Raw genomic sequence first — 14,008 nt, 5'->3', positions numbered from 1 at the left:
TTTTCCTTGTTTCATTATGCTTTTGCAGTTTTTCCGTTTAATTTTCCTGTCAGCTTCCGGCTTTGTCTTTTTGCCTGCGCAATAATCTTTTCCGGATTTTTTATCCACTGGCATGCACTGGATATCCGGTATCTTCTGGTCGCTTTTTTCTCCTGCTGCTGGGTCAAAAGGGTATGAGACTCTGCAAGTTTTCCAGAATAAAAGTTTCTTACCTCTTCTTTCAGCCAATGCGTTCCGTCCGCACACACCCTGTCGCGAATCCGTGCGTAGGAACCAAGCTCCAGTGATGGAATCACACCAAAGGTCAGATGGGCATGACCGTTGATGCAGTAAGGCTGGGTACAGCAGTGTCCGACTGGCTGGAAGCGGATTGGTTTGCTAATGTTCTCCCAGATATTCTGCACTACCGGCTGGCCGTAGCACGGCTGAATCTCCCCTGTCTGGAAGTTGAGGAAGATTGACCAGTCCCCGGCATAGCAAAACTCCCTGCGCTTTTGGTCCATCAGCTCCATCTTTACCTCAAACATTCTGGAATCAAACGGTTTCCATCTTTCCAGATATTCTTCATGGCTGTGGTTGGTGAGCAGTCCCCGTCCGACTGTATCGTCTTTTCTGCCGATGGTCAGATGGCAGCATGCTCCCGCACGCTGGACACAAAGCTCCTGAATTTCTTCTATCTTTTCTTCCAGCTCGTCGTACGGAACCATTTCCAGTGTGAAGGAACAGGGAGATGCTTTTATCTTATCAACATTTGCAAAGAACTTATCGAGCATCTTTCTATTTACCAGTTCCTCATAATGAAAGGAAATCTTGAACATCAGATGGGAAGCCAGCTCTTCCGGGAGACGGGTCAGTCGTTCGATCACGCGGTCAACTGTTCCGTTTGTAACAAGCTCCACAAAATGCCCCTGTCGGAGTAGCCCTTCCACCAGCTGGTCAATATCCTTTACCATCAGAGTTTCGCCCTGTGCGGTCAGGTTAATCTGTGCGGTGCCGCCCAATCTTTCTTTGGACAGTCCCGCTACCATCTGCTGGATTGGATACTGAAAAGCAGGCTTTACCTCTCCCCAGTCCTTGATCTGCGAGATATAGCAGTATTTACATCTTAAATTACAGCGGTTGCTTGGGATATACCCCAACACCAGTCTTTTTATTGCTTCTCCCACCGTTTGATTTCCTCCGTTAATTGTATGTAGCATTGACGCTGCTGCGGTTGAATCTGGCTCTCTGCTGTTTTGTCCATCATCTGGCTGATCGTATGCGGTCCAATCTCCGACAGCTCCTGTGCCAGCATAATCTGTGGACAGTCTTTCAGCCACAGCCCATAGACACCGGACACCTTTTTGCTCTCGTTATCCAAAACGATGCAGGGTGTTCCTGCCAGAACTGCAAAGATCATTCCGTGCAGACGATCGGTAATCATCAATTTGGATTTCCCAATTTCAAAAATTTTTTTCCGGATTCTCCAGTTTCGCAGAGCAGTCGGAACAATCTTCCAGTCAATAGTCGAACCTTGCTTGAGCACATAGTCCTGCTGGCGCAACATCGAGTAAAACGTCTGTTTTTGTGAGGGCAAAATCTTCCCCTCACAGTCCTCTCGCAGGCAAAGATAGATTCCTTCTTTTTTCTCCTGCTTTAATTTCCCATAAAACAAAGAGTCCGGCTCAAAGAGCAGCGCATTGTCCGGTAAAAGAAGATAGCTTTTTCCCTCCGGAAATTCCCTGCGCGCAAAATCATAGGATTTTTGATCCCGAAAGGTAAAGCAGATTCGCTCTGCCTTACTGATTGCCTGCTTCATCGAGGAAAGCAATGAATCATAATCCGGACTTTTGGGGTCATAAAACGCCGTCTGCGGCAAAACCACGATCTTCTGTCTGCAAAAGAGGGTAATCATCTGCTGAAGTCGCAGTTCATCATCCTTCCAGATAGTTCCCATCCATCCGCCGCCGCAGATAAAGACAAAATCCTGTTCGTTAAGCTGTCGGGCGATCTTCTCCCCATGCAGCATGAAACATTCCATCGACACTTCGATCGGCACTCCAAAATTTTGCGACAGATACTGCATGGCGGATAAGGTGAGAAGATGGTCACCAAGATTTCCATGAATCGGTGTCCCCACCAAAAGGCAGCGCGGCTTTCCCTGATTCTGTTTTAAGGCGTGCAGAACACGATGAAACGACATCGGCTGTGCAAGCTGCAATTTCACCTGAGCAATTACCCGTTTTTTCATCGTTAACTGCATCTTTGTTTCTTCCTTTCCCGTTTTCCTATTTTTCCACTATACTCCGCACAGCTTCTGCAAGCTGTCGGGCAATCATCGTCATCCCCAGGTCATTGGGGTGACGGTCATCTGCAAGCAAACATCCTGATTCATGCTGTCTGTTGATCTTCATACCGTCCACAAACCATACTCGCTGATCTCCCTGTTCTTTTGCTCGCCGGATGGTATCCAAAATCACCTGACGGCGATTTTCTGTTTCTTCGATCGAAGCCGAAATCCCGCCCGAAATACGGGAGAGAAAAATCACCGGAAGAGCTGGCTTTGCTTTGCGAATGGTCTGAAAAAATTCCCAGTGGGTTTTCTTTAATTCTTCTAAAGTCGCGTTGTGGTCATATTCGATAATCAAAACATCCAGCTCGATTGCTGCAATCATGTTGGCAATCTTCTGTTCCCCTTTTGCCGAGCCGGAAAATCCGAGATTGATCATCCGGGCATCCAGCATCCTGCCAAGCTGAGAAACATAGCTCATTCCCGGTCGGCTGCACGCGCAGCCCTGAGTAATTGAGGAGCCATAAACCCCAATCTTTAGTTTGGGCGACTGGACTGGAAGGAGCCTGTCCTCTGGTAAAATACCGATACGCACCGAGGAAACCGGCGTCATAATCGGAAGGTAAAGCATCACCTGATGCATCTTTTTCTCTTTATCCTCACAAAGATGAACTGTATACCGCATCTCTGCTCCAAACCATCGGTTGGGGGTAAAATTCCCTTTCCAGAAATAGCCTTCCTGATTTTTTACGTAAATGTCAATTCCTGCATAGCTGCTAAGCGGCATCTGTGGCTGATCGAAGGCAGACAGATACTGTTTCATCACCACCGAAAGCTCGATGACAGATCCATCGGTCATAAACTCTATGACTCCGCCTGCTGATGCTTTTGCTGCAGCACAAACCCCTTTGCTGCATCCGGAAAGAATATCGGGGTCGATACGCTCAAAACCACCTTTTTCTCCAGCAAACGGAAAGTCATGATATGCCAGCTCATTTTTTAGGTCAATCCACCTGTGCTTTCCCTGAAAAAGTCGATCGGCCAGGTGGTAAAAAGCTGTAGATATTCTGCTGTAACCCCGGACAAACAGCTTGCGCAGCAATTGATTTTTCATCCTGATTACCTCCAGAAAACATAAGGGACAACACCGGCATAGTTATCCAGCAGCTGGATGGTCATAACCACCATCAGCACCGAACCCACCGCAAAACAGGCAACTTTATACTGCTTGACCATCCGGTAAAGCAGGTAAGGCAGGAAGGTTAGAAAGTACGGAGAATAAAACTCGCGGATTCGCGCCATGCCTGTATTGGACGCAAACAAAAGTCCAAGGCTTATCGACACGGTAGTTGCCATCAGCATAATATAAAACTCTCCGCTCTGTACTCTTTCATCACGGAATCTTCCTGTTTTGATGTCCTCATAAAATTTAAAATATCCAAGCACCACAAAGATGCTTAAAAAGATGGTTAGATAGATGTTTCTTCCCTGTGCTTCTTCGTTAAAGAAGGGAATCAGTCCTTCTACATACTTTCGGTAAGCTGGCAGCATCCTTGCCACTAGAAGCAGAATCTGCTGATAGAAGCGGGAAAGAATCAAACTGCCTCCAAAAATGATACCGGCCCCACAGAAGAGGGATTTTCCCTTCGTCCATCTCTGCATCAGGACAAAGAGGACAATCGGCAGCATGACAAACACCATCTGGTGCACTCCCAGCGCCGCAATCATCCAGAGAACGGCACGAACCGTCTTTTTCTCCTGCAAAAAGATAATTCCCACCAAAAACAATCCGCAGGCAATATACTGTCTGGTTCCGTTAAAGGTATTCATATAGGTGTACAGCAAGAGATAACAGACGCTGGAAAAGACCGGATGCTCCGACCTTTTATAGATAAAATATCCAAAGCAGCTGTTGACTATAATTGCATTAAACACCAATATCGCCTGTTCATAAGGAAACAGATAATATAACAGCCGGTTATAGATGCTGTAAAGCGGAGCGGCATTGACGATGTTCATAAACTGATCGCTGATACCGATTCGCATATAGTAGCTGCAATAGGCGGTGGCATCTACTCCGACCTGCTGCGAACGAAACGCCATCACCAAAGTAAGCAGCACAAAAACTGCTATGAGATAAACTTTCTTCGCCTTTTTCTGGGGGAAAAACAGATAGACTGCCGAAAGCATCAGCTCTCCCAAAATTAAAAGATAATAAATCAGCAATCCGCTTTTCCCTCCTCATCGTTTTATCTGCACGATACTTTAAGCTGATAGATTTTTTGAAGTGGCACTTTTCCCAGATAGGAAAGCATTGCCGCAAACCTTGTTTTTCTTCTTGCTTTGCTGTCTGTCAAAACGGCAAAGCGGTTTTGTCTTATCTTGTTCCAAAGTGTCTTTTGTACTTCTTCCGGCTGTTCTCCGGAGAGGATTCCGTGAAAATACATGCTCAGACAACGGCAGCGACAGGCTTTTTTGAGCGCAGGAAATGCTTGATTCAAGTCCTGTTCCTGCTGCTGTACCATATCCACTCCATCCAGCACATGTTTTAACGAAACGCTGTGTGCCAGACTGTCCGGACGCTGCAAATAGCAATAAAGCTTTCGATTGGTAAAAACCACCTTGCTGCACTTTGCAATGACCCGATAGGTCGTTCCGATATCTTCAAAAATGCGTCCCACCGGATATTCCACCCCGCAGAACAGCTCGGTGCGATACAGTTTCCCGCAGGCGGAGGCATCGAAGTCTTTCTGATACAAAATCGTTTCCAGTGCCTGCTGGGCGGTGTATTCCTTTTCGTCCTCCACTTCCCGGTACTGGTCCGGCAGAATTTCGATGGACTGATCCTCACGATAACAAAAACGCAGCTCGTTGCAGACCGAGACATCCGCTCCATGCTTGTTGAGCAGATTGAGCATCACCTCGACACATTCCGGCTCGAGTCGGTCATCTCCGTCCACGAACATTACATATTCGCCCTGAACCAGAGGAAGTGCTGCATTTCTGGCGCTGGAAAGTCCACCGTTCGGCTTGTGGATTACATGGACCCTGCTGTCCTGTTCCTTTGCCCTGTCGCAGATTGCACCGCTCTGATCTTTGGAACCATCATCCACCAGAAAAATCTCGATATCCCTGCAGGTCTGCTCAAGCAAACTGTCAATACAGCGTTTGAGATATTCCTCGACGTTGTAAACCGCTACGATAATGGAAACCAAGTCTCTTTCCCCTTTCCAATCATCTTATTTTTGAAACAGGTAGTGTTTGATGCTGCCAAACGCTTTGAGCGAACGTTTGAGGTCATCCGGATCGCGCAGTCCCATCCACAGACGGTGCATGATGTAGCCCGGACGGAAATAATAGCGCTTTCTTGCCCTGTCGCAAAATTCCACCATCTCCTGAGATGAGATATTCGGAAGCTCCAGCACACAGTTGATGGTGCCGTCCTCCTTGACATAATCGGCATATCCACCCCGGATATAGTCGTTGCTTTTTGCCCAGGCATAGGCCTCTGTTCCCGGGAACGGAAGCAGCGGATAAAACTGGGCGGTATCGCTTCCCAGTCTGCGTGCAAGCTGAAAGGTCTGTTCCATGGTTTCCTTTGTTTCTCCACGGTTTCCTACCATATAGCAGGCGTGTACCAGAAGTCCCGCCTTCTTCGCGCTCTTCATATAGGTCTCGATCTGTGCGATGGTGGTTCCCTTTTTGATGTTGTTTAAAATTTCCTGGGAACCGCTTTCGATGCCTGGAATAATCAATCGGCATCCCGCTTCCTTCATCGCTTTCATGGTGTCATAGTCAAGGTTCACTCTGGCGTTACACAGCCACTTGAGACGCTTGTGCAGTCCTTTTTCTTTGAGCAGGCGGCAGATTTCCAGCACCCGCTCCTTTCTTGCGGTAAAGGTATCGTCCTCAATCACGACCTCTTTGACATCTGGGAAATGTTCTGCGATATATTCAAATTCTCCCACCACATTTTCCGGGCTTCTCAGTCGGTATGCATGGCCGTGCATGGTCTGCGGATAGACGCAGAAGTTGCATCTTGCCATACAACCGCGTCCGGTAAAGATCTGAATTTCCGGATAGGATGCCGCTGCAAAGAAATAATCTTTGTGGTTTAAATGCTCATGGATAAACTTTGCTGCATAAGGAATTCTGTCAAGATCGGTGATATAGGGCATATCCGGATTGGAGATAATCTCCCCATCTTTCCGGTAGGTGATGCCTTTTACCTGATACGGGTCTTTTCCTTCATCCAGTGCGATTGCAAGCTCGAGCACGATATCGTCAAACTCTTTTCTTGCCACAAAGTCGATTACTTCGTTTAACCGCAATGTCTCATGCGGCAATGCAGAAGGATGGGTGCCTACTAGCAGCACCTTGCTGTCTGGATAGCTCTTTTTCAGGGAAGCTGCAAACTCCACATCATTATAGATGGAAGGGGTGCTAGTGCTGACCACAAAAAGTGCAGTATCCTTGCCGTTTGCCGCGATCACATCAAAGGCTTCCCTGTGGCTCATCGGCTTTGCTGGAGCATCCAGAAAGCAGATAGGAAATCCCTCCTGCTCACAAAGTGCCGCCGCATAAATCAGCCAGAGCGGATAATACAGAGTGCTGCTGCGGGTAACCGCAGGGCTTCTGTTTTCCCTGGAAAATTTTCCATATTCTGATTTAAACGGTGGATTGACAAAATAAACCTTTGCTGTGCGCTGCATAAACCTTCCTCTTTCTTCCCTTTATTTTTAATAGATTAACTGTTCGATCTTTTTGTTTGAAAGTAAAAAATTGTGTTTGTGATACATGTATCCAAGTCCTTTGAGATGCTCCCAGTTGTGCTTGCTCAAAAGCTTTTTGCGGGACAGTCTCTGCCAATGGTGCAGAATCTGTGCCTGTGGACAATATAGTACTCGTTTTCCTTTTTTCCACACGCGGATGCAGAATTCGACATCCTCCGGCGCGTAGAAAATATTTTCGTCTAACAGTCCCACCTCATCAAAAAGGGTCGGACGCATCATCCAGCATGCCGACATCAGATATCCCACCGGACACAAACTGTCGGTATGGTCCATCTGCTGCATCTGGTTGCCTTTTTCCTGAAGTGCTTTGCTGGGCAGCACCTTCAAAATCTTTTCGGTGACGGTTGGAATTCTTCTTCCCGAAGTCTGGACACTTCCATCCAGACTGTGCATTTTGGGGCCTACAATCCCGTTGCTGGGATCATCCCTCAGGACGCTGGCCAGCGTCTGCATCGCCTGTTCGTTTACTTCGGTATCCGAATCAAGGATGCAGACAAAATCCTCTGGACCAGCCTGCGTTATTACCTGTTTGATCCCTATATTGCGGCTGATGGTTGTTCCCATATTTTCCAAAAGCCGTATGATCTGAATGGAGCAGTGTCCGGGAATGCCTTCCCGTATCATCTGTTCCACCACATCCACTGTTCTGTCCTGCGAACCGTTGTCGACGATGCAGACATTGACTTCGAACTCCCGAAATTTCATCATCGAGGCAAGACACTGCCCAATCACCTTTTCGGAGTTCCATGTTAAAATGACAAAATGTATTCTTGACATGATTTGCTCTTTTTCCTCGTATTGTTTTGTATTTACCGAAATCCCAGAAACTTTTTCATCGGCGTACACGGTGCAGGTTCCAGAATCTCACCCTGCAAAATGTCTTCCGCAAGCTGTTCCAGTTCTTCCCTGGATGGCAGCTTCTTGCTCTTCTGCAAAAGCTCCATCGCTTCCCGAAGTCTTGGCGGGCGCTTGTCAACCGAATGGGTATCACTTCCCAGAAGATGAATCAACCCATGCCGGATGCCTGCCAGAATAAACAGTGCCCCCTCCCGTTCGGCTAGGAGGCTGTTTGCATTTGCCTGAGCAAACGCACCTTTGCTGATCCAGCGGTATAATAGTTCCGGGTTCTGCCGCAGGTATGGATACCGCTCCACATGCGCTAACACCGGAATCATCCCGTTCATCTGCATCAGTGTCAGGGTCTGCTCCACGTTAGGTGGACAGATCTGAAACGGCAGTTCCACCAGAATCAGCCCATCGCGGCTAAAGCAAAGCTGTCTTGCCTCTTTGCTCTCCAGCCATGGGCTAAAACGGACCTCTGCTCCCAGATGAAAGTTTATGGAAATTTTTTCCCGCTCGGCTGCATGCCGCAGCTGTTCATACGCCGTATTCCGTTGTTGTAAAAACTCATCAAGGCTTTGCCGCTCGTGGAAATAGTGTGGTGTCAGCACAATGGTGTCAACTCCCTGTTCCTGCTCCATTTTCAGCAGAGACAAGGATTCCTCCAAAGACTTTGCGCCATCATCGATTCCCGGCAGAATATGTGTGTGAAAATCAATCATTGCATCATCCCGTCCGAAGCAAGTTTTGTGTCGCCGTATTGATAATGATAATAAGCCGAACCTGCCGACTCTCTGACATTTTTGGAAACATCGTACTGGTTAAGTACACAGCCAAGAATCTGTGCATGCACATTCTGAAGATTCTGCTTTGCCCGCTTGACCTGCTGGAAGGTCGCATATTTCTGGCGAACCACCAGCAACACCCCATCACAATATTCGCTCAGGATTGCTGCATCGGTGACCAGAGAAACCGGCGGTGTATCACAGATGATGTAGTCATATCGTGTTTCCAGCAATTCCAGAAGGTTGCCCATCTCAGCAGATGCAAGCAGTTCGGTTGGATTTGGCGGAATCGGTCCCGCTGTCATCAGGTCAAACTGAAGATCACTAAAGGTCGCGATGCTTTCTTCCAGCGTGCTGTTCCCACTGAGCACTGTGCTCAGTCCTCTGGAACGAAAACGCTGTGCGCGAAGGTAACGGTGCAGCATCGGCTTTCTCATATCGCAGTCGATGAGCAGAACACGCTTTCCGTTTTCTGCAAGTACCCGTGCCAGATTAATCGACACGCTGCTTTTTCCCTCTCCCGGAATGGAGCTTGTGAGCAGCAGCTTTTTGTACTGGCTGTTGCGGGAAAGAAAATTCATATTGGTTCTGAGCGTCTTATACGCTTCTACATATGCAAAGGGAGATTTGTCCGAAACGATCTCCAACTTATTTTCGTCATGTATCGTTTTATTTTTCTGAAAGAATTTTGCCATAAACTATCCTTTCTTTCTGCAGCTTTCTGTGGTAGGAATAATGCCAATGGTAACCAGTCCTAGCTGTTTTTCAATGTCTTCTTCCGACTTAAAGGTATTGTCCAGCAGGGCAATCAGGAAGATCGCAGCCACAGAAAGGACAAATCCTGCACCGGCTGCAAAAATCGTATTTTTGACCTTGCTCGGAGAAACCGGACGTTCTACATTGACATAAGGTGCAGAAACAATATTGACCGAACCGGCTTCAATGGTACTGGTAATCACCTCTGGAACCCGCTCTACAATCTGAGTTACAATTTCCAATGCAACCTGTGGGTCCGGATTTTTCACCTTGATGCTCATAACCTGTGTGTTGTTGAGCGCTTTGACCGAAATGTTCTCGATAAAATCCTCGTAATCTTCCTCAATGTTGAGGTTTTTCATGATCGGTTCAATGACACCGCGGTTAGTAATGATAATGGAATAGGTATCAACCAGTTTCTGTGCCGAAACCAGCTGGTCATTGGTGATACTTACCGTCTGATCCTGACGGTTGTTGACAATCATGGTTGCCTCCGCCTGATATTGCGGGGTCATCCCAAAGATGGTAAACAGCAGCCCTGCTGCTGCACATAATACTGTTGTTGCTGCAATCCAAATCCAGTGCTGAAACAGAATCTGAGTCAGCTCCATCAGATCAAATCTGATTCCTTCCTGCATGGAAGTTTCCATGGGAGTTTCCATCGGAGTATTTTGCATTGATAGACCTCCTTGCTATCCTTGTTTCTTCATTCCTCTTATCTTTTTGATCACACAGGCAGATAAGAAAATTCCCGTAAAAGCACCGACACTGTCCAGCAGGACATCCCAAATTGAGCTGGTCCTGCCCGGAACAAATGCCTGATGAAATTCATCCAGTGCTGCCAGCAGGGCACAAAATCCCATCACTGGAAGTACACTGCTGTGCTCTGTTTTTCTTTTTTCCCGTTGATAATACCAATATCCTGCTGTACTGAAACAACCCAAAATCATATACTCGGTAAAGTGGGCGATCTTTCGCAGCGGGAACAGCTTCAGCAGCTGCTCTGCCACTGCCTCACCACCGGCAAACTGTGCGGCAAAACTGATAATTTTTTGTTCCACCGCGCTGCTGGTATGAAATGAATTGGGCCACGGCTGTGCTGAAAACAGAAAGATGATTCCCAGCCATGCCGCTATCAAAAATGCAAATAAGAGATAGGATTTGTGTTTCATCTTTTACTCCAAAAATACCTCGACCGGCATTCCTTCTGGAATTTCAGAAGGAATTTCTTCCGTAACTTGGGAAGACGTGTCGGAGGAGTTTTGCTGTTCTTGTTTTTTCGATAAGCTCTGCTCATCCTGCTGGATACTTGGTTCTTCTATCGGTTCATCATCAATTGGTTCATCGATCGGCTGCTCCACCGGTTCCTGTTCCTCAGTTAAAATCTGCTCTTCAAACTCCTGCTCATCCTGCTTGAGCTGCTGCAGATATTCCTGATAAAACGGCTGATTCAGCACGGTTCGATAAGGAATTACGCCGTGGTGATCCATCATCAGTGCGTATTGATGGATTGCAAATCCGCCGCAGAAGATAACCGTGAGCAATCCGGCTGCAAGCCAGGCACTTTTCTTTTCCTGTTTTTCTCCTTCTCCCCGTCCATTCAAAGCCCACCAGCTTGTAAAGCTCTCTCTCAGACAGGTATAGAGCAGTGGAATGGAAAGTGGGAAGGCAAACTCAAAGTAGATAGAAAAGCGGTCCAAGATAGAATGTCTTGTTCCCATCAGGGTAAAGAAGAAAGCAAAGAAGGCATAGTTTACATAAACATAGTTGCTCTTATCCTTCTTGCGCAGTCTGGCGCTTCCTAAAAATACAATCAGGAACTGAACAAACATTGCCAGTGCAAACGGCCATTCAAAGGTGCTCTGTACATGAACGCTCTCCATATGATAGCCCTTATACCAGTACTGGGTAACCAGTCCCATGATTTTATCAGTGTTAAAGTAAATCAGTGCTGTCACAGCAGAATAAACTGCAAGCACCCACTTGTTTAACGGAATCAGGTTGATAAAGAAAAATGGAATCAAAATCAACGCAGACTTGTGGAAGGTGGATGCCACCAGAATAATCATCAGATACGGCAGGAACTTTTTCTTCTTTAAAAATTCCAGTGCAAAAAGTGCAATGATTCCGGCAATGCTCTGACGAATAAAGTTCATTGTGCAGTAGTATTCACTGAGCAGCAAAAATAGCATAACGCTCAAATAAACGTTGCTGGAATATTTAGCATAGCAGATACAGAACAGTCCGATAATCAGCAGGCTTGTCACCACAAAGATCATCTGATAGTTACTGCTGAAAAACGCAACAATCTTTTGCAGCAGCATATATCCCGGCTCGTAGTGATGTCCAAACAGTGAAATGTCCGGATTTTGCAGCACCTGTTCATATCCTGGTGCATAGGTGTAGCTGTAATCGATTCCGGTGGAATAACGTATTGCGGAGGTCACACCTAAAATCACAAAAACAATCAAAAGAAATGTCAGTTCTCGTTTTCGATTTTTTCCTTTGCCTCCAATCTGGAACAGACCGGCAAGCAGCAGCATCCCTCCCAGTAAAAGATCATATGTTAACACTAAAAACGCTCCTTTTTTCGTTTAAAACAGACTAAAATATTCCTTTTCATGGTAGATCAGAAAACCGCAATGATTCTTTTTTTATTTTGCGGTCAGTGCCTGGTCTGTGATGATAACATCGCCGCCTACCGATGTGTCAAAATGCAGGTAGCCGTTTGCGTCGATCTGATATTTTGGTTCTGTCAGTTTTACATAGGTGTTGCTTTCTTTGTCATAAGCAAAGAAGTTGAGATTTTCGGTATTGAGCTTGCTCAGGTCTACCTTAACTGCGATTCTGACATCCATTCCATAGGAGCCTTTCTGACCAAGGTTTACCGCTGCAATCTCATTGTTAAAATATTTTTTGAAGGTGTCAGTAGCAACTTTTGTGCTTTCTGCATCTGTATTAACGCTAAGGTTAATCTCACCTTTGAGGTTTGCTGCCTTTGCAGGGTCCAGATACATACGGGCAACTACCTTGCCGCCTACTACCTGGTCTGCGTGGATTTTGCTGTTTACACCTGCTTTTGCAGCTTCAGCCGCTACATTTTTGATGGTTGCAGCATCGATGGTCTTTGCATTCTTTACCTTTACGGTTGCTGTGGTGCTGCCGGATTTTACTGCATCTGCAATGTTCTTGCTGACAGCAGAAGTGCTCAGCTGGGTTTCTGCTTTTGTGCTATTTGTGGTGGAAGTCTGGGTTTTGTTGGTTGTGGTGGTTGTTGTGGTGGTGCTTGGAGTGTAGTCATTTCTGTTAACAGTGCCGCTTGCATAACCTGTTGCTGCGAAAGTTGGAACAGAAAGGGAGACACACAGTGCCAAAGCTGCCATACCGGAAGTAATTTTGCGCATGGATATCGTCCTCCTTTGTATATTGGTTTTCTGTTTTTCCATGAAAAAGAATATTTTAGCCTGTTTTAACGAAATTTTCCTTAGAGCTTTAGATTGCGCCTTCCCGTTTCAATACGGCTGCCACGGTCTGGAAGATGATCTGAAGATCCATTGTAAACTTGCAGTTTCTTACGTAGTACAGCTCCATCTCCATTCTCTGCTCATAGGTTGTTGCGCTGCGTCCGTTTGCCTGCCAGTATCCGGTCAGTCCCGGCATCACGCTTAAAAACAATGCGCGGTGAACACCATATTTTTCGGTTTCTTCCTGCGTTACCGGACGTGGACCAACGATGCTCATATCACCGCGAATGATGTTGAGAAGCTGCGGCAGTTCATCCAGGCTTGTCTTTCTTAGGAAATTGCCGACTTTGGTGATGCGTGGATCGTTGTCAACTTTAAAGTTTTCTTTCCACTGCTTCATCTGTTCTTCTGTAAAGATCTCCTCGATCGGCGGGCAGTTGTTTTTCATGGTGCGGAATTTGTACAGGTAGATTTCCTGGCCATCTCTGCCGATTCGTTTGTGCTTATAAATAGCCGGGCCTTTATCTTCGCTGTATACCAAAACGGCAATCAGCAGAAAAAGCGGCCACAAAACGATCAGCGCACAAAGACTCATACACAGATCAAAGCTGCGTTTTACTTTTTCGTACAACGGCTTTTCCTGTGTGACAACCTGTGGAAATCTGACACTGCTCAGTTCCAATACTTTGCTGGACATAGTTTCCTCTCTTTCCGGGATACACATTGATCGATCCCTAAACGTTTTCCCCCTGTTTCCCATTTGGAGGATATCTGTCACAAGTTCCGATTGCAATCTTCCGGTTTTTCCGATTTTGATTTGCAAAAGTAATTTTTTATATTTTTATTTTGTGACTTCCGGTGCATTATATCATCTAAATTCTTGTTTGTCTATCCTTTTTCCTGATTATTCTGAAAATACTGCTATTTTTGTCTAAAATTTCTTTTTTTCTATTCATTATCTTTTTTAAAATATGCTATTCGACGATACTACTATTTTCTACCTAATTTTAAATTAATTTTTTAGAAATTCTGTACTTATTTTATTTCTGTAAAGTATTATTTTTATTATATAAAATCTAACCAATGATTTTTGCATAAAGT

The 14,008-nt window shown here is 46.0% G+C and carries 14 protein-coding genes; all 14 read right to left on the bottom strand.

Going from position 1 to position 14,008, the window contains the following annotated elements:
- Positions 1-14: 14 nt before the first annotated feature.
- Positions 15-1,166: a radical SAM family protein gene (locus BQ5375_RS05695; protein WP_022132674.1), complete on the bottom strand. Its 1,152-nt coding sequence runs from the start codon at positions 1,164-1,166 to the stop codon at positions 15-17.
- On the bottom strand, positions 1,151-2,242 hold the full coding sequence (locus tag BQ5375_RS05690; RefSeq protein ID WP_022132675.1) for a polysaccharide pyruvyl transferase family protein: 1,092 nt from the start codon (positions 2,240-2,242) through the stop codon (positions 1,151-1,153). Before BQ5375_RS05690 ends, BQ5375_RS05695 begins: the two co-directional genes overlap by 16 nt.
- A gap of 25 nt (positions 2,243-2,267) precedes the next feature.
- The gene (locus tag BQ5375_RS05685) at positions 2,268-3,383 is read right to left on the bottom strand and encodes an SGNH/GDSL hydrolase family protein (protein WP_022132676.1); all 1,116 of its coding nucleotides are present in this window, start codon (positions 3,381-3,383) and stop codon (positions 2,268-2,270) included.
- Positions 3,384-3,388: 5 nt separating this feature from the next.
- Complete coding sequence (locus tag BQ5375_RS05680) at positions 3,389-4,495, bottom strand: EpsG family protein (RefSeq protein WP_022132677.1); 1,107 nt, start codon at positions 4,493-4,495, stop codon at positions 3,389-3,391.
- A 23-nt stretch (positions 4,496-4,518) separates the two neighbouring features.
- Complete coding sequence (locus BQ5375_RS05675; protein ID WP_022132678.1) at positions 4,519-5,484, bottom strand: glycosyltransferase family 2 protein; 966 nt, start codon at positions 5,482-5,484, stop codon at positions 4,519-4,521.
- Between the two features lie 24 nt (positions 5,485-5,508).
- A complete protein-coding gene (locus BQ5375_RS05670) occupies positions 5,509-6,981 on the bottom strand; it encodes a B12-binding domain-containing radical SAM protein (protein WP_022132679.1) in 1,473 nt (490 codons plus the stop codon).
- Between the two features lie 27 nt (positions 6,982-7,008).
- Positions 7,009-7,839: a glycosyltransferase gene (locus tag BQ5375_RS05665; RefSeq protein ID WP_022132680.1), complete on the bottom strand. Its 831-nt coding sequence runs from the start codon at positions 7,837-7,839 to the stop codon at positions 7,009-7,011.
- A gap of 32 nt (positions 7,840-7,871) precedes the next feature.
- Positions 7,872-8,624, bottom strand: coding sequence for a tyrosine-protein phosphatase (locus BQ5375_RS05660; RefSeq protein ID WP_022132681.1), 753 nt, complete (start codon positions 8,622-8,624; stop codon positions 7,872-7,874).
- Positions 8,621-9,382, bottom strand: coding sequence for a CpsD/CapB family tyrosine-protein kinase (locus BQ5375_RS05655; protein WP_022132682.1), 762 nt, complete (start codon positions 9,380-9,382; stop codon positions 8,621-8,623). Before BQ5375_RS05655 ends, BQ5375_RS05660 begins: the two co-directional genes overlap by 4 nt.
- A 3-nt stretch (positions 9,383-9,385) precedes the next feature.
- Positions 9,386-10,120: a YveK family protein gene (locus BQ5375_RS05650; protein ID WP_022132683.1), complete on the bottom strand. Its 735-nt coding sequence runs from the start codon at positions 10,118-10,120 to the stop codon at positions 9,386-9,388.
- A gap of 15 nt (positions 10,121-10,135) precedes the next feature.
- A complete protein-coding gene (locus BQ5375_RS05645; RefSeq protein ID WP_022132684.1) occupies positions 10,136-10,615 on the bottom strand; it encodes a VanZ family protein in 480 nt (159 codons plus the stop codon).
- 3 nt (positions 10,616-10,618) lie between these two features.
- Positions 10,619-12,016 carry an EpsG family protein gene (locus tag BQ5375_RS05640; RefSeq protein ID WP_022132685.1) on the bottom strand — a complete coding sequence of 466 codons (1,398 nt, stop codon included), beginning with the start codon at positions 12,014-12,016 and terminating at the stop codon, positions 10,619-10,621.
- A gap of 81 nt (positions 12,017-12,097) precedes the next feature.
- On the bottom strand, positions 12,098-12,847 hold the full coding sequence (locus BQ5375_RS05635) for a hypothetical protein (protein WP_022132686.1): 750 nt from the start codon (positions 12,845-12,847) through the stop codon (positions 12,098-12,100).
- A gap of 88 nt (positions 12,848-12,935) precedes the next feature.
- Entirely contained in the window at positions 12,936-13,604 is a 669-nt protein-coding gene (locus tag BQ5375_RS05630; protein WP_076917595.1) for a sugar transferase, read from the bottom strand.
- Positions 13,605-14,008: the final 404 nt, after the last annotated feature.

Origin of the sequence: Negativibacillus massiliensis (genome assembly GCF_900148495.1) — a bacterium.
GTDB classification, from domain to species: Bacteria; Bacillota; Clostridia; order Oscillospirales; family Ruminococcaceae; genus Negativibacillus; species Negativibacillus massiliensis.
Note: the sequence above shows the minus strand (reverse complement) of the source record. Positions and strands in the feature narration are given on the sequence as shown.